Here is a 21,478-nt window from a genome sequence, read left to right as displayed (position 1 = left end):
GCTAGCTGCGTTTTGCGCGCATCGCGGCCTGATGACCGGCGAGTGTACCAAAGATAATGATATCGGCGACAGCATTACCGCCGATACGGTTGCCACCGTGGATACCGCCAACCACTTCGCCTGCGGCATACGCCCCGGCGATCACCTTGTGCGCTTTATCCAGCACGCAGGTATCGGTGTTGATGGTCACGCCACCCATGGTGTGGTGCACACCCGGCGCAATCTGAATCGCGTGGAACGGGCCTTCGTTGATTGGCGCACGCAGTGCGGTCGTACGACCGAAGTCATCATCGTGCTGTTTTTCAACGAAACCGTTATAGCGTTCCAGGGTTGCCAGGAAAGCGTCTTCATTAAGCCCCAGTTTTTTCGCCAGGTCGCGCGGTGAGCTGGCGCTGGTGACAAAGCCACGGCCAATATATTCATCAGCGGCTTTGTTTTTCGCCCGAACATGCTCATCAAACACGATGTAAGCATATTTTTCCGGCAGCGCGATGATTTGCGCGGACACTTTGTCGCGGGTTTCCATTTCATTAAAGAAGCGGTTGCCCTGCTGATTAACCAGAATCGCCCCGCCGCCGCGGATAGACTCGGAAATCAGGTACGATGTTTTCTGCTCAACGGTCGGGTGAATCTGAATTTCGCCCATATCCACCGTGCCTGCGCCGATATTTTCCAGAAGCGAGATACCGCCGCCGGTTGCACCTTTATGGTTGGTGGTGACGAAGCCCGCCAGATCCGGACGGTATTTCACCACCATCGCGCTGTTGGCGCTGAAGCCACCGGTCGCCACGATAATGCTTTTGGTTGCGACGGTGAGCGTCTCTTTCTCTTCGGTCAGCAGACGAACTGCGGAAACTTCGCCGCCATCCATCACGATATCCACGACGGAAGTATCAAGCATCACATCGATATTGCGTTTGTTGACGTTACGCACCAGGCCGCTGATCAGATAGCCGCCAACCGCCGATCCGTCACGCGGACGGTGGGTACGGTCGATGCTCATCCCACCGGTGGTGGTGATGTCGTTCAGCATAATGCCGCGTGTCGCCAGCCATTCGATGGCTTCTGGTGCGTTTTCGACAAAGCGACGCAGCAGTTCCGGGTTGTTTTTGTTTTTCCCGCCTTTCAGGGTTTCCTGGTAGAACAGCTCTTTGCTGTCCTGAATCCCTTTCACACGCTGGAAGCGAGTTTCCGCCGCGTTCATCCCGGCAGACGCTTTGATGGTGTTCCCGCCGATGGTTGGCATTTTTTCGACAATCAGCACGCTTGCGCCTTCGTCATGCGCCTGAATCGCCGCGGCCAGCCCCGCGCCGCCGCTACCGACAACCACGACGTCGTAATTTTTCGCTTCCTCGACGTCGCCGCCCTCTTCGGCCACCAGCGCTTTGCTCGATTTCAGCATCGCTTTAGAGACCGCTTTTTTCACGGCTTCACTCTGGCTGGTTGCGCCAGAGATAGCATCAACGTGCGGGGTGTTAGCATCGAGAATACGGGTACGAATCTCTTCAAAACTGGTGGTGAATTCCACGCTCTGATCCGGCGCGCTCGCCAGTTCGATATCCGCGATGCGATCCGTGTCCAGGCTGACATTGATAACCAGCTCATTCGTATCGTCCATCACGGTTTCCACAAAGGTACCCGCTTTGAATTTGGACTCGCCCATGCTCATATCGCGGATCATCGCTTCCACCAGGAAGAAACGCCACAGAGGTTCTGGAATACACAAGGCTTCACGCTGAGTGCTGTCGATGAACAGTTCCGGCGCTTCGCCACGTGCGATGCGATCGGTCCAGTCCGGATACGCGATGCAGGCACGGCCTACTGCGACCAGGTCATAACCGTTATCCAGCGCGGTATCCACATCCGCTTCGTTCACGACGCCGCCCACGCCCATGACCGGAACCTGCGCCAGTGTTTCAGAACGCATGGCGACATATTTTTGAATCAGCGGCGTCGGATCGTTGGTCTCAACGATAGAAGGACGCAGCGTCGCGCCTACTGAGAAGTGCAGGTAATCCACTCCGCGCTCCGCCAGTTTTTCCAGCAGATACATGGTGTCGTCAAAGCGGATACCGGGGACTTCCATCTCTTCCGGTGAGAAGCGATAACCGATAATGAACGCGTCATCAGCATACTGGCGCACCATTTTATGGGTGATATCCAGCACCGCCAGCGGGAATTTCGCACGATTGTCGCGGCTACCGCCCCACTCATCGTCACGCTGGTTGGAGTTCGGCGAATAGAATTGTTGAATCAGATAGGTGTTGGCGCCGTGAATTTCCACGCCGTCAAAACCGGCCTGGATGGCACGACGTACCGCATCGCCGAATTTACCGACCATGCCATACACTTCTTCCGTGGTCAGGGCGACCGGAGTTGCAGCGCCGTCACGCGGTGCGGCTACGGCGCTTGGGCCAACCGGCGTACGGCCGCCGATCAGCTTCGGATCGACCATTCGGCCGCCATGGTAGATCTGCAGCAGCGCTTTGGAACCTTTAGATTTGATCGCTTCGGCAATTTTCGCCAGGCCGGCGATTTTGTCGTCGTTGTCGATACCCAGCGCGCCAGGGAAGGCGAGGCCGAGATCGTCAACAAAACAGCACTCGACGATGATGGTGCCGATGCTGCCGGAACGGGCGCGATAGTACTCAATCAGCTCGCTGCTGACAGAACCGTCGTAATACCCCGAACAGGTGGTCATCGGGGCCATGAACAAACGGTTTTTAATTTCAGTCCCGTTCGGTAAGGTGAATGACTCAAGTATGCGATGGTTTGTGTTCATCATATAAAACTCCAAACTTTAAAAATTGAAATCTGCGAATTCTGGATCGGTGTGTATTTGAGTCATTTTTTCTTGCCGATATTGATGCTACTAATATAATGGTATTTTTAGTTACGAAAGTAATTACGTTAGTTAAAAAACTAATTAAGTACCTCTATAACACCAATACCCCCATAGTGTTATTAATTAAAAAATAATTTGTTCACAATTATTTAAATTATTATTACTTTTATGCTACCTCTTAAGGTGCAAAAATCCTCGTTCTCCGCCCAGAAGAATCAAAATAGATCAATAACTTAGACAAACAAGCGCTTATGTTCTATATTTAAGATACGCGCGTTATCGCGAGTCATTATCGAGCAATACCCTTATAGTCCAACAGGGTTATTCAAAAATAATAAAAAACGCGTTAGCGTCCTGTTTTTTTGATCGAGATCAATTGCCTTATTCTTTAAAAGAGCATTAAATAAATATAAAGAATTCCTGATTTATCGCTGACAAAATAGCGCTAAATTTCCATGTCAGTAATACAAGAAGCCGCCTTTAATAATTAAATAAAGTAAAGAAACTAAAGAAAGCAAAAAGTCATTTCTGGCATAACCGAATTACTAACAACTTAAGACGCAAAACTATGAAAGAGAAAACCGCCGTAACGCCCCCCGTGGCGAGCAAGCCAAAAGACGGAAAGAAAAACCGTCTGATGATGATGGCACTGCCGATTATCGTCGCCGTGCTGCTGCTGTTTGTGCCGGTTCCTGAAGGGCTGCCGCCGTATGCCTGGCACTACTTCGCTATCTTTGTCGGCGTAATTGTCGGCCTGATTTTCGAACCCCTGCCGGGTGCGGTCATCGGTCTGACGGGCGTCGTCGCCATCGCATTATGCAGCCAGTGGGTGCTTTTCAGCCCGGAACAGCTGGCCGATCCGAAATTCAAACTGGCAGGCGCGTCCTTCAAATGGGCGGTGAGCGGCTTCGGTAACTCAACCGTTTGGCTGATTTTCGGTGCCTTTATGTTTGCCGCCGGTTATGACAAAACTCGCTTCGGTCGCCGCCTGGCGCTGATTCTGGTGAAATACCTGGGTCGTCGCAGCCTGACGCTCGGTTATGCTATTACCTTTGCAGACCTGCTGCTGGCACCGTTCACCCCGTCCAACACCGCGCGTAGCGGCGGGACAATCTACCCGATTATCGCCAACCTGCCGCCGCTGTACGGTTCTAAACCGAACGACCCGAGCGCGCGTAAAATTGGTTCTTACCTGATGTGGGTGGCAATTACCGCCGCGTGTATCACCAGTTCTATGTTCCTTTCCGCACTGGCACCTAACCTGCTGGCGCTGGCGCTGGTGAAAAGTATTCTCGGTATCACCATCTCCTGGGGCACCTGGTTCATCGCCTTCCTGCCGCTGGGCATCCTGCTGATTCTGACCATGCCGCTGCTGGCTTACTGGTTCTATCCGCCGGAAGTGAAAGTGAACGACGAAGTGCCGCTGTGGGCGAGCCGTGAACTGGAAAAACTGGGCAAACTGTCACGTAACGAAATTCTGCTGCTGGTCTTCGTATGCTGCGCACTGCTGATGTGGATCTTCGCTGCGGCGTGGATTGAACCGGCAATGGCGGCCCTGTTAATCGTCGGCCTGATGCTGTGGACCGGCGTGCTGGAGTGGAACGATATCACCGGTAACAAAGCCGCATGGAACACCTTTGTATGGTTCGCAACGTTAGTGGCGCTGGCCGACGGCCTCTCCTCTACTGGCTTTATCAGCTGGTTGGGTAAAGAAGGCGGCCTGCTGATGAGCGGCATCTCTCCGGGTGTGGCAACCGTTGTTCTGCTGCTGGCGTTCTACCTGCTGCACTACCTGTTTGCCAGCACCACCGCGCACACCACGGCGCTGCTGCCAGCGATGCTGACCATCGCCGCGACTATCCCAGGCATGAACATGGAAGTGTTCGTCCTGCTGATGGTGACATCACTGGGTATCATGGGGATCATCACCCCGTACGGTACTGGCCCAAGCCCGATTTACTACGGGAGCGGCTACCTGCCGACCAAAGACTACTGGCGGTTGGGCACCATCTTCGGTGCCATCTTCCTGGCGGCACTGCTGCTGATTGGTTACCCGTGGATGTCCATGATGTTCTGATTCTCAACCGCCGGAGGGTAACGTCCGGCGGTTTTATTTTATGGAGCAATAGCTATGTCGAATAAACCTTTTGTTTACCAGAACCCCTTCCCGCTTGGCAAAGATGACACCGAATACTACCTGCTGAGCCGCGAGCATGTTTCCGTCGCCGAATTTGAAGGCCAGGAAATTCTCAAAGTTGAACCAGAAGCGCTGACTCTGCTGGCACAGCAGGCTTTCCATGACGCCTCTTTCATGCTGCGCCCTTCCCACCAGAAACAGGTTGCCGCCATCCTGAACGACCCGCAAGCCAGCGAAAACGACAAATATGTCGCGCTGCAATTCCTGCGCAACTCAGAAATTGCCGCCAAAGGCGTGCTGCCAACCTGCCAGGATACCGGTACTGCCATCATCATGGGTAAAAAAGGCCAGCGCGTATGGACCGGCGGCGGCGATGAAGCCGCTCTGGCGCGTGGTGTTTACAACACCTACACCGAAGACAACCTGCGCTACTCGCAGAACGCCCCGCTGGATATGTACAACGAGGTGAACACCAAAACCAACCTACCTGCGCAGATTGATCTCTACAGCGTTGATGGCGACGAGTATAAGTTCCTGTGCGTCGCTAAAGGCGGCGGTTCAGCCAACAAAACCTATCTCTACCAGGAAACCAAAGCGCTGATCACTCCGGCGAAACTGAAAAACTATCTGGTTGAGAAAATGCGTACGCTGGGTACGGCGGCCTGCCCTCCTTACCACATCGCATTCGTGATTGGCGGTACATCCGCTGAGAGCACGCTGAAAACTGTTAAGCTGGCGTCAACCCGCTACTATGACAGCCTGCCAACCGAAGGCAACGAACACGGTCAGGCGTTCCGTGACGTTAAGCTGGAGCAAGAACTGTTACAGGAAGCGCAGAACCTGGGCCTCGGCGCACAGTTCGGCGGAAAATATTTCGCTCACGATATCCGCGTGATCCGCCTGCCGCGTCACGGCGCATCCTGCCCGGTCGGCATGGGCGTTTCCTGCTCGGCGGACCGTAATATCAAAGCGAAGATCAACCGCGACGGTATCTGGATCGAGAAGATGGAGCACAATCCGGGGCAGTACATCCCGGAAGCACTGCGTCAGCAGGGTGAAGGCAGTGCCATTGCTATCAATCTGAACCAGCCGATGAGTGAAATTCTGGCACAGCTTTCAGCGCATCCGGTCTCTACCCGCCTGTCGCTGAACGGGACGATTATCGTTGCCCGTGATATCGCGCACGCCAAACTGAAAGAGCTGATTGATAACGGTGAAGAGCTGCCGCAGTATGTGAAAGATCACCCGATCTACTACGCTGGCCCGGCTAAAACACCGGAAGGTTATGCTTCTGGATCTCTCGGCCCAACCACCGCAGGTCGTATGGACAGCTATGTGGATCTGTTGCAGTCGCACGGCGCAAGCATGGTGATGCTGGCAAAAGGCAACCGCAGCCAGCAGGTTACCGATGCCTGTAAACAGCACGGTGGTTTCTACCTTGGCAGCATCGGCGGCCCGGCGGCTATTCTGGCACAGGACAGCATTAAGAGTCTGGAATGCGTGGCGTATCCGGAACTGGGTATGGAAGCTATCTGGAAAATCGAAGTGGAAAACTTCCCGGCCTTTATCCTGGTGGATGATAAAGGGAATGACTTCTTCCAGCAGATCCAGAACAAACAGTGCTCAGGGTGTTCACAGCGTTAATCGCGTAAAAAAGCCTGATGCGCTACGCTTATCAGGCTTACATGACGAAGCCAGGCATCCGCCTGGCTTTTTTGTGTTTGTCTCAATAAAACGTCGCTTGCGTATACACTTTCAACCTGAGCGGCTTTTTGCCCGGCTTATCTTCCCAGGTAATGGTCAAATCACACTCTCTCGGCGTACCGCGTTCATCGTACTGACACACGCTGTTGGTGGCATAGTTTTCTGAATAGCGTGAGGAGTTGATCAGCGTGTAATCCAGCGGTTTATGCTCCGGGTCACTGTACATCACTATGTTCGAGGCCGTTACCCCGCGCGAGGAGTAGAACTTCGTCATATTGACGTTGCCGCGTTCATCATACAGATATTCAGAAACTTTATTGCCCATAAAACGTGTCGACATCAGTAGACCATTTTTTGCGGTATGGTATTCTTCCAGACCGCCACTTTCTGTTTTTGACACAATATTACATTTTTCATCTAATGACATAGTAATAATTGACCAGTCTTTAATTCCTTTGAGCGTTCGCCCATCGCGCCTGAGAATCAATTCTGATCGCTTTCGTTTATCATTAAATTGCAGAGTATTAAGACACCCACTTTGACTTAGCGTCGCTTCCAGTTCATATATCGTCTGCCCTTTTTCATTCTCAATAGAGACGCTTAATTCTTTGACTGGGCCACTGATGGGTGTAAATCCATATAACAATGAAAGATTATACAAAACAGGCACATAAGAATTACTCGCCAATACAGAGGTTGATAACACGAAAAAACCGAGTAATGGTATTTTCTTATTAAATAACATAAGACACTCCGTCATTGGCTATTATTGTTTTATCATAGTAAGCCACAATCAGCACGGGCGCTCAATATCTCAAAGAATTATTTTGATATGGAATTATCCTATCAACAGATAAATAAAGAGCGATCAATGCGTAGCCATCACACAAGATACGTAATAATTCACAGAATATTCCCTGATGGTGTGAGAAATGACATCAGGGAATCATTCTTAAATGACGAAATAACGTTTACTCAACGATCTCAATTAAATTGCCATCAGGATCTTTAATGACCGCTTCATAGTAACCATCCCCCGTGGTACGCGGGGCGGAGACTAAAATTCCCTGAGTTTGTGCTCTCTGTGCCAGGGCATCGACTTTCGTCTTCGCGCCGACGGCAATCGCCAGATGCACCCAACCGCTGGTGTTGTTATCCGGCTCACGCGCACTTAATCCTGGCTTGGTCATGAGCTCAATCGCCACATCCTCGCCAATCTTAACAAAGTAAGATTCAAAGCCGGGATTGGTTTTGCTGCAGTACTTTTCGTTGATTGATCCCTCAAAGAAATCAACCCAGAAGCGAGCCTGAGTCTCAAGCTGTCGCGTCCATAGTGCAATGTGGGCAACTTTCATCTTTCACCTCTTTCTCAGATTTTAATCCGTAACCAGTTGTCTGAACGGCTTATTTTTCATCACTATGCCAGTTATCAGCACAGAAAGCGTCACCTTAAAACTACATTTTGCATTTACACATTTAAATTTATAAATATAATACCCCACACCTTTTGTAGCAGAAGAATGCTTTATCATGAAAAACGACACTCTCTTTAGCCCACTCTCCCTGGGCGGCCTGACCTTACGCAACCGTGTGATCCTGCCGCCGCTGACTCGCTGTCGCAGCGAACAACCGGGGAATGTGCCAGGCCCGCTGATGGTTGAATATTATCGCCAACGCGCCAGCGCCGGGCTGCTGATCACCGAAGGCACACAGATTGAACCCCGTGGCCAGGGCTACGCCTGGACGCCGGGCATTCACAGCGATGCGCAGGTTGCAGGCTGGAAAAAAGTGACAGAGGCCGTCCACCAGCAAGGCGGCGTGATTTTCTGCCAGCTGTGGCACGTTGGGCGCGTATCGCATACCTCGCTTCAGCCGAATCAACAGCCGCCAGTCGCACCGTCGCCCATTGCCGCCACGAACGTGCGTGTTTTTATCGAAACCGCGCCCGGCGGAGGCATGCTGACCGCCCCGAGCCAGCCGCGTGAGCTGAGTACGGCAGAGGTCAAAGAACTGGTCGAGCTCTACCGCCAGGCCGCTATTAACGCTAAACGCGCCGGCTTCGACGGCGTGGAACTGCATGCGGCGAACGGGTATTTGATCAATCAGTTTATTTCTGAGCACACCAACCAGCGCACGGATGAATACGGCGGCAGCCTGACCAACCGTCTGCGCTTTTTAAAGGAAGTCACCGATGCGGTGAGCGATGTGTTTGGCAGCCAGCGCGTCGGCGTGCGTTTCTCACCGCTGTTCACCACCACCGACGAAGACAGGGTCTATCTCGGTCTGGTCGAATCGGACCCGCATGAAACCTGGACCACCGCTGCCCGCCTGCTGAACGATGCCGGTGTGGGTTATCTCTCCATTGCCGAAGCGGACTGGAACAACAGCCCGGACCTGCCGGAAGATTTCCGCGCCGCGCTGCGTGTCGCATTCCGCAATCCGATCATGTACGCGGGCCGCTACACGGCAGAAAAAGCGCAGCGCATGCTGGATAACCACTGGGGCGATATGTTTGGTTTTGGGCGACCGTTTATCGCCAACCCGGACCTTCCGGCGCGTCTGAAAAACGGCTTCCCGCTGAATGCCGTTGATGAATCATCCATGTATGGCGGCGGAAGTAACGGGTATACTGATTACCCGGTTTATTCATAAACAGAGTAATGAGGTCGCATGACACCTGAAAACGCCATGAAGTTACTGTCGAATCCCACGCGCGTTGCCATTCTGAAATGGCTGAAAAATCCGCACGAGTCATTCGCCGGGTACAGCCAACTTTATGACTATGATGTCTATGGTGTCTGCGCCAGTCTGATTCAGGACAAAGCCGGGCTCTCGCAGCCCGCCACCTCCTTGTGCCTGAAGGCGATGCAGGAAGCGGGCTTGCTGGAGGCCAGCAAGGTCGGGAAATGGACCTACTATCGGCGCGTTGAATCGGGCATTGATACTATGGCCCACAATGTTTCTGAGTTTCTGGAACACCTCTGATCCCTCGGGCGACACCTCGTCGCCCAATTTGCTTCGCCGCTGCATAGACACCACCCCGCCCAGACGCTAGCATTCCATAACTATTCTTATCGCATCGTGACGCTTACATTATGAATAATGATATCAGATCGCTGGATCTCAACCTGTTGAAGGCGCTCGACGCGTTGATTGACGAAGGCAGCGTCACCCGAGCCGCCCAGCGGCTTTCGCTGACGCAGCCCGCCGTCAGCGGTATGCTGACACGCTTGCGCGACTATTTTGGCGATCCGCTGTTTGTTCGCGCGCAGCGGGGCATGGTGCCGACGGCACGGGCCCGCGAGCTTGCCGCGCCGGTTAAGCAGATCCTGACCGACATCTCGATTCTGCTGAAGCCCGCCCATTTCGACCCATTGAGCGCCGAAATGACCTGCTCGATTATGGCCACCGATTACGCGTTAAAAGCGGTGATAGTGCCGCTGATGAGTGCGCTAAAAAAACGCGCGCCGGGGATCCGCGTCGCCGTGCGTCCGGTTGATGATGAACGTCTGTTTTCCCTGCTGGAGCGTGGCGACGTTGATCTGGCGCTGGTTACGCCCGCCACCACACCCGGCGATCTTCACGGACGCGCGCTTTATGAGGAGGAGTACGTCTGCATGATGCGCGCCGATCATCCCGTCGCCGCCTCGGGCACACTCAGTCTCGACCAGTTTTGCGCGCAGGACCACATTCTCGTCTCCTCAGAAGGCGGTTTCTGGGGCGTAACTGACGAGGCGCTGGCAACGCTTGGCCGCACCCGGCATGTCGGCATGTCTGTAAATAGCTTCCTGGTCTTGCCCGAGATTTTACGGATGACGGATATGATTGCCGTCGTCCCCCGCCGTCTTGCCCTGCAGCATGAACATTTGACCATTATGCCGCCACCGCTGGATGTGCCCGGCTTCACCAAAAGTATGGCGTGGCACGAACGGAACCATCGTGACCCTGCGCATCAGTGGATCCGCGCGCTTTGCGTCGAGGTAAGCCAGAACGCCTCCGCCTGATATAAGTTATCTTATGAATTATATCGTGATTGCTAATTTGTCTTATAAGTGAATCTGCCGATAATAGTTTCATACCGCTGAGACGCACGACTTTAGCGCCATTGACATGATTTGAGGAGATACACTATGAACGCAATTAACTGGCCAGAAGATTTTGTTCCGGGATTCACCGATAACTTCGTCTCAAACGAAATGATTATTGCCGGGCTTAGCGTGAGCGACGTTTGGCCGTTCCTGAACCAGCCTTTCCTGTGGCCGGACTACTACAAAAATTCCGCTGACGTTCGTTTCTACGATAATAAAGGTCCTGAACTGGAAAAAGGCGTCCGTTTTTACTTCAGCACTTTCGGTTTCCCGGTGGAATCTCAGGTCGTCGAGTATGTCCCGCCAGCTGAAGGACAACCCGCGCGCGTCGCCTGGCACGGTTGGTCTGGTGAAGAGAATGCCGCCGATCGTCTCGATGTACACCACGCGTGGCTCTTGGAAGACATGCCGGGTAACCGCGTGCGCATCTTGACCCAGGAAACACAGAACGGCCAGCCAGCAAAAGAGCTCGCCGCCACGCGCCCTAACCCGATGCTTAACGGGCACCAGGAGTGGCTGGACGGATTGGTTGCTGCGGCGATGAGTGCGAAGAAGGCGTGATGAATTCGCGTCAGGGGCCCCGCCCCTGACGCGGGTTATTTATGGCCTTGGCGTGGTAATAAAGTGCCGCACTTTTGGCGGTTCATCGCCCGTGTGATATTGCAGCAGTTCTGCCTGGATATCCGCATCAGCCTTTGACACTCTCCGGTGCTGGCGCAAATGTTCAGCCCAGGACTCCACCATAAACCACTCCAGCAAAATGCGCGGGTTGGCAGAATCTTCGGTGATCCCCCAGTTATAGGCCCCATCCCGCCGCCGCTCGTAAGCCAGGTTATAAATGGCTTTCAGGAAAGGCGCGCGATGCTGCGGATCAACGTCGTACTCAATCTGAATCAACACGGGCCCGCGATCGTGTTCAACCACCTCCGCCGTCAGCGGCTCTGGCCAATGGTTGGACGGCAGCAGATCCGATTCCCCTTTTGGCAGGCGCAGGCGATAACTGACAACACCAATAACAATGATGCCAATAGCGCCAATGAACAGGGTTTCCTGCACGCCAGCCGATTGCGCCAGCGCCCCCCAGGCGAGACTGCCCGCCGTCATCGCTCCATTAAAGACGGTCAGATAGACCGCCAGAGAGCGGCCACGAACCCAGTTCGGTAAAATCGACTGCGCTACGCCGTTGAATGTGGTCAGCGCAATAATCCAGCCGCAGCCCAGCACCACCAGCGCCACCACCGCCAACCATTGCGGCGGCGCAATCGACAGCAGCGCCATCACGGAAGCGGTAATGATCGACGCCAGTAAAAGCAGACCATCCGCACTGCATTTTTGCCGCAATGTGGGTAACAGAAACGCGCCAGCAATCGCCCCTACGCCGACTGCGCCCAGCAAAATCCCGTAGAAGCCCGCATCACCGCCCAGCACGCGGCGCGCGACCAGCGGAAGCAACGCCCAAACGGAGCTGCAAAACGCGAAGAACAGAAACGTGCGCAACAGCACCACGTGTAGCTCACGGCTGGCCATGGTGTAGCGCAGCCCGGCACGAAAAGCACCGAAGAATTTTTCCGCCAGCTCATCGCTATCGGTTTTCGCCCTCTTCCACCACAGCAGAGCCGTAATCACAAACAGATAACTGATAACATCCACGCCGTAGGTAACTGACGTACCAAAGGTGGCCAGCACAATCCCGCCCAGCGCCGGGCCAATCGCGCGAGCAATGTTAATGCCCAGCGAGTTCAGCGCGACGGCATCGCGCAGATCCTGCTTCTTCACCAGCTCAGGCACAATCGCCTGCCAGGTTGGCCCCATTAACGCCGCGCCGATCCCACCTACAAAGGTAAGCGCCACCAGCGACAGAATGGTTTGCAGACCCGTAGCGGAAAGCAGCAACAGGCAAATACTGACGCTTGCCATCAATATCTGAATACCGATTAAGAATTTACGGCGATCAAGAATATCAGAGAGCACCCCGGCGGGGATGGCGAGCAGGAACACCGGCAACGTCGCCGCCGCCTGAACCATCGCAACGGCTAACGGTGAGGAAGAGAGATCGGTCACTAACCATGAGCTGGCAATATCGCGCGCGAAAGAGCCTATATTACCAATAATTGTTGCTACCCAAAGAACTGCGAATACAGTCTGGCGTAATGGGCCAAAGCCGCTGGAGGCGGTGGTCGTCATTATTCATCCTCAACAAAAAGTCGTGGATTAAATTTAGCCTAAGGGAATGTGTATTACACGTAATAGTATTGAAAGCACCCCGAATATTTATCCGGGGCGTACAGGGGCATTTAACGGAAATCGAGAACATCAGGCTTTGAAGAGGGGTAACGATCGCTATGCTGCGGAGCAAAGCCCTTTAGCTGATCGCGATAAAAGCGCAAACGCTGTTGGAAGTGCTCAGACATCTCTAACGGCATATTACCCACGACAGCGCGTGCGCACAGGCCTCGTTGTTCATACTCCATTTTCGCAACGGTAAAGGCAATGAAATCTACGTTAGTTTTCATAGACTTTGGACAAAACTCAAACATATAAGCTCCTTTATTGTTTGTTTTCCCCACCCGACATACAGTCGGTTTTTTAAGCATAGCCTGTTTTCTGACCGTTGAGTTAAATATACCTAAAACGCATGGGGTTACTTACCCATATTTTAATTTATGCAGATATCTATACGTTGCTTTGATGCCAGTGAAATATCCGATTATTAGGCTTTATCGCCCAGCACTTCATCTATTCATATTGTTCATCGTCATCACCTTCCCTCATCGAGAAAGGCCCGAAAGTACAGTTAAAAGTAGTCGCTGTGTAATCACTTGCCAATCCTTAAGTTAACCTAATGAAACAATTATGCTACGCGCAGTTTAAATCACACTTAAAAATTAATTTTCTTGATTTTATTCTTTAAAGAACAGATTGATTGTGGTAATAAAATAATACACGGGATTATACTTAATAACTTCATCTTACAGATTTAAGTATCATCTCATGCTCACACATTGTTCACTTCGTGACCTGTGTGCAGAGTTGTACCGGGTAACAAAAGGAACTGTTATTTTATATGCAAATGGAAGAAAACATGGCATTTATATTTTGACAGTTACGAGCATTAATAATAAAAATGGTTACCAACACAATAAGCAATATTGCATCACCAACATCGACATGGAAATTTAAAGATACAATCTGGTCCATGGGAGTCTATGGCGCAACCGTCGGAGCCGGCGTTTTATTCCTGCCGGTTGAAATAGGCATGCGCGGGCCGCTGGTCTATTTATTGCTGATTATCCTTAGCCTGCCGCTCTCGATGATCCCGCATATGCTGATTTGTCGCGTATTCATGCGCGAAGAAGGCCCGAAGGATAAATCACTTCCGCTCTTCAATAGCTTCTTTGACCACAAAGGTAAAAAGGCGATAAAGGTCTTCTACTGTTTTTCTAACTTCCCGGTCACCCTGGTTTATGGTATTTCGCTGGTTAACGCCATCAATAGCTACGTGATAACCCATTTGCATTTACCGGGAATTAACCGTGCGGTACTGTCGTTTATCGTTGTGGCGATTTTGTTTCTGCTTTTGAGCCGGGGCCGCGATAAAGTCGTCGGCATGATGTCGGTACTCGTTTTACCCTTCGCCGTCACCGTCACGCTCATCGCGGCTTTTCAAATCCCGCAGTGGAACCTTGCCAACGTGATGCCGGCTATTCACGGCGTCGGACAGCAGCCCGTAGGTAATTCCCTTAAAAATATCTGGCTTACCATTCCCCTTATCACCTTTGCCTTCTGCTCCGTGCCGTTGATGTCGCCACTGGCGTCGTTTTATCGTGAAGCGGGGCACGGCGGTGAACAAAAATCCGTACGGGTTATCAAAGTCGCTTATCTCAGCATCTATGCCAGCATTCTCTTCTTTGTTACCAGTTGCCTGTTAAGTATTCCGCACGATGTCTTTGCTCTGGCTAAATCACAGAATTTGAACGTACTTTCCGTCCTGCAAAAAGATAACAGCAATATCGTTCTTTTTTACATTGCCCCATTTATTGCCATCATCGGTATGACCAAGTCGTTTTTAGGCATTTGTTTATCAGTGGCTGAAACCTTTGCCCGCATGGTCAGCGATGCGCTTGGTGAAAAAGAGGACACGCCACATAAAAAAGGCAAACTCATTGCGTGGCTTATCATGTTCGGCATCTCTTATGTCATCGTGTATATTAACCCCGATGTCATCGAACTGATTGAGAAATTCTGTGGGCCACTTCAGGCTATCTTCCTGTTTCTGATCCCCGTTTATTTAATCTACAGCCGAAGCGCACTCAAAAGCTTGCGCGGTATTCGCCCGATGGTGGTATTGACTGGCGGTATTCTAACCGTATCCGCGCTTTTCTATTGCCTGTTCTGAAAGGAAACTGACGCCGTCTGCACGCGCAATAATTGTGCATATCGGCGTCTATAATAACGATGAAAACATTATCAACACGCGACATTATCTCTCTCGGCTGTATGGCTTTTGCGCTATTTATGGGCGCGGGTAACATTATTTTTCCGCCTATTATTGGCTTGCATTCAGGCGAAAACATTCTCTATTCCGGTAGCGGTTTTCTGATTTCCGCCGTGGGTTTACCCGTGGTCACTATCATTGCGCTGGCGCGCGTGGGTGGAAAAATGAATCAGCTAAGCGAACATCTTGGGCCCGTCACGGGTCTGATTCTGGCGCTGGTTTGCTATCTTTGCCTCGGGCCGCTGTTTGTGGTTCCGCGCACAACCACCGTGTCGTTTGAAGTGGGCATTTCGCCGTTGATCGGCAACGATGGTCACCAGTTGGCTATTTATAGCCTTATCTACTTTGCGCTGGTTTACCTGTTTTCACTCTACCCCGGCAAACTCCTTGACCTGATTGGCGGCGTTCTGGCGCCCATCAAAATTGTCGCGCTGATTATTCTTGGCGCCTCGGCCTTTTTTGTCGTCTGGCACTACCACCTGGGTTCTGTCTCCGAGGCGTATCACTCGCATCCTTTTTCCAACGGCTTCGTCAGCGGCTATCTCACCATGGATACGCTGAGCGCGCTGGTCTTTGGCGGCGTTATCGTCAATGCCATCCATTCACGCGGCGTCAGCGAAAGCACCCTCATCACACGCTACACCATTATCGCCGGGTTAATTGCCGGAAGCGGATTGATTCTTGTCTATATCGCACTGTTCCGCCTGGGGCTGGTGAGCTATGAGTTTGTGCCTGATGCCACTAACGGTGCCGAGGTGCTGCATGCCTTCGTACAGCATACCTTCGGCGAAACCGGTAGCTTGTTCCTGGCGCTGCTTATTTTCATCGCCTGCCTGGTGACGGCTATCGGCCTCACCAGCGCGTGTGCCAGCTGGTTTAGCCACCTTCTCCCGCTGTCATATAAAACGATGGTGTTAGTGATTGCCGTGCTGTCGTTCGCTATTTCAAACCTGGGGCTCACGCGTTTAATAACCGTCTCTGTACCGCTACTGACAGCGGTCTATCCGCCCTGTATCGCTATTGTGCTGCTGAGTTTCACCACGTCATTCTGGAAAAACCCCGCGCGCGTTTTTGCACCGGTGGTGGCGGTTGCCTGCATATTTGGGCTGATTGATGGCGTTATCGCCAGCCCGCTCAACGAGATGCTGAATCAATTGCCTTCACAGTTGTTGAAGCCGCTGCCGCTGTTTAGTCAAAGCCTTGAATGGTTACTGCCCTGTGCGGCGGTGTTTGTTATTGCATCGATAATTGACGGTAAAAAACGACAGGAAGCGTACGAGGATTAATCCGGTTTTATGCTAATAAAGGGTGTGCGCAAGGCGTGCATCCTTTTTTTTGCGGATACTGACGTAAAGCGAAGGTGCAATTGACTGAAGATGTTAGCTGGGGATTTTCTCAGATTGCCTCAATGCGAGTTGAGTCACTGAAAATTAATGCGGTAAGTGCTTGAATAGTGGCGGAGAGAGGGGGATTTGAACCCCCGGTAGAGTTGCCCCTACTCCGGTTTTCGAGACCGGTCCATTCAGCCGCTCTGGCATCTCTCCGTTTTGATGGTTGCCATGATGCCAGGTTATTTGGCATTTTAACAGACCCAGTCTCTTCAATTGCGTTCAAGTGACGAGTTTGCGAGCAAAATGATGATTAAATGGCCCTGGAAGGCAGATGAGTCTGCTGAAAAAACCGACATCCCGTGGGAACAAGCGTTCTCTGTCCCACTTTTAGCCAATCTCAGCGCAGATGAACAAACCAAACTCCGCGTGCTTGCCGATCGTTTTTTGCAGCAAAAGCGGCTGGTTCCTCTTCAGGGATTAGTGATGGAGCCCATCACTCAGGCTCGTATTGCGTTGCTGTTTTGTCTGCCGGTAATGGAGCTGGGCCTCGAATGGCTCGATGGCTTCCATGAGGTACTCATCTACCCCGCCCCCTTCGTTGTGGATGATGAATGGGAAGATGATATTGGCCTGGTGCATAATCAACGCGTGGTGCAGTCCGGTCAAAGCTGGCAGCAAGGGCCCATCATTCTCAACTGGCTCGACATTCAGGACTCCTTCGACGCATCCGGCTTCAATCTGGTCATCCATGAAGTCGCGCATAAACTCGATACCCGTAATGGCGATCGCGCCAGCGGCATTCCGTTGATTCCGCTGCGAGAAGTTGCAGGCTGGGAGCACGATCTCCATGCGGCGATGGATAATATTCAGGATGAGATTGATTTAGTAGGTGAAAGCGCCGCCAGCATTGATGCTTACGCGGCAACCGATCCGGCAGAGTGTTTCGCCGTGCTGTCCGAGTATTTTTTCAGCGCCCCCGAACTTTTCGCTCCGCGCTTCCCGGCGCTGTGGCAGCGTTTTTGCCAGTTTTACCGTCAGGACCCGCTCGCACGTATGCGAGATAACGACACGCAGGAAGATATTTCACCTGTAGTTCACTAAAACAACAGCTTGCGCTAAATTCATGCAATTGAATCAGACAGTTAAATTTAGTATTGACACAATATTACGGGGCCAGTAGTATTCGCCCCGTTCACACGATTCCTCTGTAGTTCAGTCGGTAGAACGGCGGACTGTTAATCCGTATGTCACTGGTTCGAGTCCAGTCAGAGGAGCCAAATTTAAAAAAGCCCGCTTATAGCGGGCTTTTTGCTTTCTAGATTTGGTAATCCAGCGCCAGCTCATCTGGCTCCATCGCCTGCCGCTTAATTTCCTCCAGCGACAACCCGGCATTACACAATTCGATAAAGCGCCAGACATAGTTACGCTGCAACTGCCCGCGCTTAAGACCCAGCCACACCGTATTGGCATCAAACAGATGATGCGTATCCAGTCGTACCAGTTTCCCGGACTCCTGAACATCACCGGACTGTTCTGCCACCAGCCCAATGCCCAGCCCCAGTTCAACGTAAGTTTTGATAACGTCTGAATCCTGTGCGCTGAGTACGATATCCGGCAACAGCCCTTTGCGGTTGAAGGCTTCATCAATACGCGAGCGTCCGGTTATGCCCTGGCGATAAGTAATCAGCGGCCAGCGCGCGATAGCTTCCAGCGTCAGCGGCGTGATTTGCGTCAGAGGGTGATCCTGCGGTACCAGCACATTGTGATGCCAGCGGAACCAGGGAAAAGCCACCAGCGTGCTGTCATTGCTCAATCGCTCGCTGGCGATGCCAATATCCGCGCCACCATTGTGCAGCAGCGTCTCGATTTCCTGTGGTGTTCCTTGTACCAGCTCCAGACGCACATCCGGGAATATTTCACGAAAGGCTTTAATCACCGGCGGAAGGCTATAGCGCGCCTGGGTATGTGTGGTTGCGACCGTCAGAACGCCCGAGCCATCGTTGGTGAAAAGATCGGCAAGACGTCGAACGTTACTTGCCTCATTCAGAATACGTTCCGCTATCACCAACAACGCTTTACCCGGTTCGGTCATCCCCAGCAGTCGCTTTCCGCGGCGGATGAAGATCTCAATCCCCAGCTCCTCCTCCAGCTCACGGATATGACGGCTTACACCCGATTGCGACGTGTATAGCATATTGGCAACTTCAGTCAGGTTGTAATCCTGCCTTGCTGCTTCACGAATTATTTTTAGTTGCTGGAAGTTCACCTTCCCCTCCGGGTCAAACAGACATTGCACTATTGTTAAAGTCTGTCGCCTTCGCTAACAAATAATAAAAACCAGCAACTTATTCCTTAAAAGAATATACGTTAGCTCACCAGCTGCAATTCGCGGTTATCCAGCGCCGGTCGACTGACCAGCGAGATCAAAATTTCTTTCACCGCCTGCGCCTGTGGAGAGAGCTGTCCACGCGCTGACATATTCAGCGACAACGGCAGGCTCATTGATGGCGTGGTGATTCGGGCCATCCAGCCATTTGCTGCCTGCGATAGCGTTCGCGCAGCAGACTCAGGCAGAACGGTAACACCCATCCCGCTGGCAATCGCCGCCGTCAGCGTAGAAATAGATTCTATCTCACCAATGATTTTGGCCGTCAGACGTCGCAGTGAGAATGCCTCATCCACTCGGGCGCGAACGGCACTGTAGTCACGTGGCAGGAACAGATTCATTTCAGCTACTGCCGTTAAATCGATACTCTGCCCCGGACAATCACGCGTGCCGACCAGGTAGAGATCTTCTTTCAGCAACGGCTGGCTGTTAACGCCTGCCACAGGAGAACGGTCGTAAAGTACCGCCATATCAAGCTGACCGCTCAGCAGTTTGTCATTCAACGCCGCGCCGCTGTTCTCATGAAGATAAATCAGAACTTCCGGCAATTCGTTACGCACGGCTTGCAACAGCGGCATGGTGATAGATGATGCGGCAGTTCCCGGCGCCAGGCCAATGGAGACCGGGCCGCTTAACGTTTGCCCGACATTATTCACCGCCAGCTGCGCTTGCTCGCACTGGCGCAGTATCGTACGCGCATGGGTATAAAGCACTTTACCCGCTTCCGTTGGCGTAACGCCGCGCTTGGTGCGGATCAGTAATTGCTGATCGAGCTCCCCCTCAAGAGTGGCAACCTGCTGGCTCAGTGCGGGCTGTGCGATATGTAACACTTCAGCGGCCTGGGTCAGGCTACCGATATCGACGATTTTCACAAAGTACTTCAGTCGTCTTAAGTTCATTTTGCCTCCTGTACTGCCAACAATGGCGTTTAGATATCGAAGGAGTTGCAAGATGCTTGCCAGCTTTTTAAGAAAAGGCGTCACGGGCGCGTAACAAGGCTTTCCAATCGATAAGCGCATTTTCGCAGGCAGTCAGAAGATGTTGATCTGCCCCATTAGGGGTAAATTCGCACCAGCCCGGTGCAAAGCAGCTAAAAAATAGCCACTCACCCGCAAATTGCTGAAATTGTCAGCAAACGAACACAAAGTGGAGAGACACCCTTTGACAAGCCAGAAGCACCCCGTTAATATGCGCCCCGTTCACACGATTCCTCTGTAGTTCAGTCGGTAGAACGGCGGACTGTTAATCCGTATGTCACTGGTTCGAGTCCAGTCAGAGGAGCCAAATTTAGAAAAGCCCGCTTATCGCGGGCTTTTTGCTTTTCTGCCGTGAGTTACGTGTTAGCTTACTGCCGCTGTTGTCCGTTGATCCTCATTAAAATACGCCGTAACGTCGCTTCAAACTCATTCATATTGATGTGGTCGATATCTTTCCCCACCACAATGTTCTCTGCAATATCCTGCATCGTCGGCCAGCGTGTTTTATAATCCGCGTAAATAGCAATCGCCGGCGTATTATAAGCGCTAGCCATATGCAGTATTGATGTGTCCGGTGTGATAGCAAGGGCCGCATCGTTAATCAGGGCCGCCGAGCGCATTAATGAAGGTGACAATGAGAGTCTAAAAACATGGCTACATGATTCTGTTAATTTCACGGCACTCTCTATACCTTTCGGGCCGTGCACAACCACGATCGGCATATCACATTCACGCTGAATTATCGCAATAAGATTCTGCGCAACAGAGTATGAAAACGTTCTCGCCGCGATGCTACCTTCTAAATTGATGGCGATATAGGGCCCCAGCGCACATGTTTCTCGACGCACCTCGGTGATGGCCTCAGCACTTAGCGGGAATTCATACTTCGCAGCAACAGCAGGAAAACCCGCCTCTCTCATTAACATCGCCCAGGTCATAGGGACAGGCGCACGAAGGTGCTGATCCATTCGGGAAGCTATCTTGCACAGTGGGGAGTAGCATTTCATGGATAATCCCACCACCTGAAAATTCATTCCCGCTCTCAGCGTATGGATAAAAACCATCGTTTTGAGATTCTTTTTACGCATTGCCTCGATGCAGAGATCGGGGGTGCCATATTGCTCTTTTATTGTGTTCGCTATCTTTTTTATTTCAGCAATAGTAGCGTGGTCCTGCATCGTCATCGTCACGACAGTTAACGTTGTATTATTAAGCGTCAAAGCCTCAAATACGGGTTTATTAAGCGTGGATGACACAATTAACAGGTGTGTTATTGGCTGTTGTTCCAGCGCACGAATAAGAGGATAAATCGCCATAGCATCCCCGACCTGATCGGGAATATGAATAACGACAAATTTTATATCATTAGTATGAATATTTTTGGCGTTATAATCATAGAAATTGAATATGATATTTCTGAACATCGTTATCAATGACATTGAATCGCGACAACTCCCTGTCGAATTAAATATTTTGTTTCGCCGCAGTCTATCAGATTTATCGCCATCGACTTCA

General features: G+C 51.8%; 17 protein-coding genes and 3 tRNA genes. 11 read left to right on the top strand and 9 right to left on the bottom strand.

Annotated elements, in window-relative coordinates:
- Position 1 precedes the first annotated feature (1 nt).
- On the bottom strand, positions 2-2,782 hold the full coding sequence (locus G163CM_RS03425) for a flavocytochrome c (protein ID WP_231828325.1): 2,781 nt from the start codon (positions 2,780-2,782) through the stop codon (positions 2-4).
- 631 nt (positions 2,783-3,413) lie between these two features.
- Between G163CM_RS03425 and G163CM_RS03420 the strand changes: the two genes are divergently transcribed.
- Both G163CM_RS03420 and fumA read left to right on the top strand, forming a co-directional pair.
- Entirely contained in the window at positions 3,414-4,922 is a 1,509-nt protein-coding gene (locus G163CM_RS03420) for an anion permease (RefSeq protein WP_015963919.1), read from the top strand.
- A 54-nt stretch (positions 4,923-4,976) separates the two neighbouring features.
- On the top strand, positions 4,977-6,626 hold the full coding sequence (fumA, locus tag G163CM_RS03415) for a class I fumarate hydratase FumA (RefSeq protein ID WP_231826929.1): 1,650 nt from the start codon (positions 4,977-4,979) through the stop codon (positions 6,624-6,626).
- Between the two features lie 82 nt (positions 6,627-6,708).
- Here fumA and G163CM_RS03410 read toward each other — a convergent pair whose 3' ends face one another.
- Positions 6,709-7,431 (bottom strand): YnfC family lipoprotein, encoded by a 723-nt coding sequence (locus tag G163CM_RS03410; RefSeq protein WP_231826928.1) that lies wholly within the window; start codon positions 7,429-7,431, stop codon positions 6,709-6,711.
- A 226-nt stretch (positions 7,432-7,657) separates the two neighbouring features.
- On the bottom strand, positions 7,658-8,041 hold the full coding sequence (locus G163CM_RS03405) for a VOC family protein (RefSeq protein ID WP_231826927.1): 384 nt from the start codon (positions 8,039-8,041) through the stop codon (positions 7,658-7,660).
- 175 nt (positions 8,042-8,216) lie between these two features.
- On the opposite strand from G163CM_RS03405, the gene G163CM_RS03400 reads away from it, so the two are divergent.
- From G163CM_RS03400 to G163CM_RS03385, 4 genes are all read left to right on the top strand, one after another.
- On the top strand, positions 8,217-9,338 hold the full coding sequence (locus G163CM_RS03400) for an alkene reductase (RefSeq protein WP_231826926.1): 1,122 nt from the start codon (positions 8,217-8,219) through the stop codon (positions 9,336-9,338).
- Positions 9,339-9,356: 18 nt separating this feature from the next.
- Positions 9,357-9,671, top strand: a complete 315-nt coding sequence (locus tag G163CM_RS03395) for an ArsR/SmtB family transcription factor (RefSeq protein WP_231826925.1) — start codon at positions 9,357-9,359, stop codon at positions 9,669-9,671.
- Positions 9,672-9,781: 110 nt separating this feature from the next.
- Positions 9,782-10,690, top strand: a complete 909-nt coding sequence (locus G163CM_RS03390; RefSeq protein ID WP_231826924.1) for a LysR family transcriptional regulator — start codon at positions 9,782-9,784, stop codon at positions 10,688-10,690.
- Positions 10,691-10,816: 126 nt separating this feature from the next.
- Positions 10,817-11,335 carry an SRPBCC family protein gene (locus tag G163CM_RS03385; RefSeq protein WP_231826923.1) on the top strand — a complete coding sequence of 173 codons (519 nt, stop codon included), beginning with the start codon at positions 10,817-10,819 and terminating at the stop codon, positions 11,333-11,335.
- A gap of 39 nt (positions 11,336-11,374) precedes the next feature.
- Here the strand turns inward: G163CM_RS03385 and G163CM_RS03380 are convergent, their stop codons facing one another.
- Both G163CM_RS03380 and G163CM_RS03375 read right to left on the bottom strand, forming a co-directional pair.
- Complete coding sequence (locus G163CM_RS03380; RefSeq protein WP_231826922.1) at positions 11,375-12,958, bottom strand: MFS transporter; 1,584 nt, start codon at positions 12,956-12,958, stop codon at positions 11,375-11,377.
- Positions 12,959-13,068: 110 nt separating this feature from the next.
- A complete protein-coding gene (locus G163CM_RS03375; protein WP_231826921.1) occupies positions 13,069-13,368 on the bottom strand; it encodes a hypothetical protein in 300 nt (99 codons plus the stop codon).
- A 530-nt stretch (positions 13,369-13,898) separates the two neighbouring features.
- Between G163CM_RS03375 and G163CM_RS03370 the strand changes: the two genes are divergently transcribed.
- Complete coding sequence (locus tag G163CM_RS03370) at positions 13,899-15,170, top strand: amino acid permease (RefSeq protein ID WP_420851346.1); 1,272 nt, start codon at positions 13,899-13,901, stop codon at positions 15,168-15,170.
- A 59-nt stretch (positions 15,171-15,229) separates the two neighbouring features.
- Entirely contained in the window at positions 15,230-16,555 is a 1,326-nt protein-coding gene (gene brnQ, locus G163CM_RS03365) for a branched-chain amino acid transport system II carrier protein (RefSeq protein ID WP_231826919.1), read from the top strand.
- Between the two features lie 168 nt (positions 16,556-16,723).
- Here brnQ and G163CM_RS03360 read toward each other — a convergent pair.
- Positions 16,724-16,813: transfer RNA gene (locus G163CM_RS03360), tRNA-Ser, on the bottom strand.
- A gap of 90 nt (positions 16,814-16,903) precedes the next feature.
- Here G163CM_RS03360 and mtfA point away from each other — a divergent pair.
- Together mtfA and G163CM_RS03350 are read left to right on the top strand one after the other, a co-directional pair.
- Positions 16,904-17,701 (top strand): DgsA anti-repressor MtfA, encoded by a 798-nt coding sequence (gene mtfA / locus G163CM_RS03355; RefSeq protein WP_231826918.1) that lies wholly within the window; start codon positions 16,904-16,906, stop codon positions 17,699-17,701.
- A gap of 100 nt (positions 17,702-17,801) precedes the next feature.
- Positions 17,802-17,877 (top strand) — tRNA-Asn (locus tag G163CM_RS03350).
- A 38-nt stretch (positions 17,878-17,915) separates the two neighbouring features.
- Here G163CM_RS03350 and cbl read toward each other — a convergent pair.
- Together cbl and nac are read right to left on the bottom strand one after the other, a co-directional pair.
- Positions 17,916-18,866, bottom strand: a complete 951-nt coding sequence (cbl, locus tag G163CM_RS03345; RefSeq protein ID WP_015963907.1) for an HTH-type transcriptional regulator Cbl — start codon at positions 18,864-18,866, stop codon at positions 17,916-17,918.
- 101 nt (positions 18,867-18,967) lie between these two features.
- Positions 18,968-19,885 (bottom strand): nitrogen assimilation transcriptional regulator NAC, encoded by a 918-nt coding sequence (nac, locus tag G163CM_RS03340; protein ID WP_015963906.1) that lies wholly within the window; start codon positions 19,883-19,885, stop codon positions 18,968-18,970.
- A 309-nt stretch (positions 19,886-20,194) separates the two neighbouring features.
- On the opposite strand from nac, the gene G163CM_RS03335 reads away from it, so the two are divergent.
- Positions 20,195-20,270, top strand: a tRNA-Asn gene (locus G163CM_RS03335).
- 61 nt (positions 20,271-20,331) lie between these two features.
- On the opposite strand, the gene G163CM_RS03330 is transcribed toward G163CM_RS03335, so the two are convergent.
- Positions 20,332-21,402, bottom strand: coding sequence for a glycosyltransferase family 9 protein (locus G163CM_RS03330; RefSeq protein WP_231826917.1), 1,071 nt, complete (start codon positions 21,400-21,402; stop codon positions 20,332-20,334).
- Between the last annotated feature and the right edge of the window lie 76 nt (positions 21,403-21,478).

Source organism: Pseudocitrobacter corydidari, from assembly GCF_021172065.1.
Taxonomy (GTDB): domain Bacteria; phylum Pseudomonadota; class Gammaproteobacteria; order Enterobacterales; family Enterobacteriaceae; genus Pseudocitrobacter; species Pseudocitrobacter corydidari.
This window is presented reverse-complemented; position numbering and strand designations above follow the sequence as displayed.

Bases quoted from the DNA above. Each gene is read 5' to 3' on its own strand.
- G163CM_RS03385 (WP_231826923.1), top strand. From the start codon at position 10,817: ATGAACGCAATTAACTGGCCAGAAGATTTTGTTCCGGGATTCACCGAT.
- nac (WP_015963906.1), bottom strand. From the start codon at position 19,885: ATGAACTTAAGACGACTGAAGTACTTTGTGAAAATCGTCGATATCGGT.
- G163CM_RS03425 (WP_231828325.1), bottom strand. From the start codon at position 2,782: ATGAACACAAACCATCGCATACTTGAGTCATTCACCTTACCGAACGGG.
- G163CM_RS03420 (WP_015963919.1), top strand. From the start codon at position 3,414: ATGAAAGAGAAAACCGCCGTAACGCCCCCCGTGGCGAGCAAGCCAAAA.
- mtfA (WP_231826918.1), top strand. From the start codon at position 16,904: ATGATGATTAAATGGCCCTGGAAGGCAGATGAGTCTGCTGAAAAAACC.
- G163CM_RS03330 (WP_231826917.1), bottom strand. From the start codon at position 21,402: ATGTCATTGATAACGATGTTCAGAAATATCATATTCAATTTCTATGAT.
- G163CM_RS03380 (WP_231826922.1), bottom strand. From the start codon at position 12,958: ATGACGACCACCGCCTCCAGCGGCTTTGGCCCATTACGCCAGACTGTA.
- G163CM_RS03370 (WP_420851346.1), top strand. From the start codon at position 13,899: ATGGTTACCAACACAATAAGCAATATTGCATCACCAACATCGACATGG.
- fumA (WP_231826929.1), top strand. From the start codon at position 4,977: ATGTCGAATAAACCTTTTGTTTACCAGAACCCCTTCCCGCTTGGCAAA.
- G163CM_RS03405 (WP_231826927.1), bottom strand. From the start codon at position 8,041: ATGAAAGTTGCCCACATTGCACTATGGACGCGACAGCTTGAGACTCAG.
- G163CM_RS03395 (WP_231826925.1), top strand. From the start codon at position 9,357: ATGACACCTGAAAACGCCATGAAGTTACTGTCGAATCCCACGCGCGTT.
- G163CM_RS03390 (WP_231826924.1), top strand. From the start codon at position 9,782: ATGAATAATGATATCAGATCGCTGGATCTCAACCTGTTGAAGGCGCTC.
- G163CM_RS03410 (WP_231826928.1), bottom strand. From the start codon at position 7,431: ATGTTATTTAATAAGAAAATACCATTACTCGGTTTTTTCGTGTTATCA.
- brnQ (WP_231826919.1), top strand. From the start codon at position 15,230: ATGAAAACATTATCAACACGCGACATTATCTCTCTCGGCTGTATGGCT.
- G163CM_RS03400 (WP_231826926.1), top strand. From the start codon at position 8,217: ATGAAAAACGACACTCTCTTTAGCCCACTCTCCCTGGGCGGCCTGACC.
- G163CM_RS03375 (WP_231826921.1), bottom strand. From the start codon at position 13,368: ATGCTTAAAAAACCGACTGTATGTCGGGTGGGGAAAACAAACAATAAA.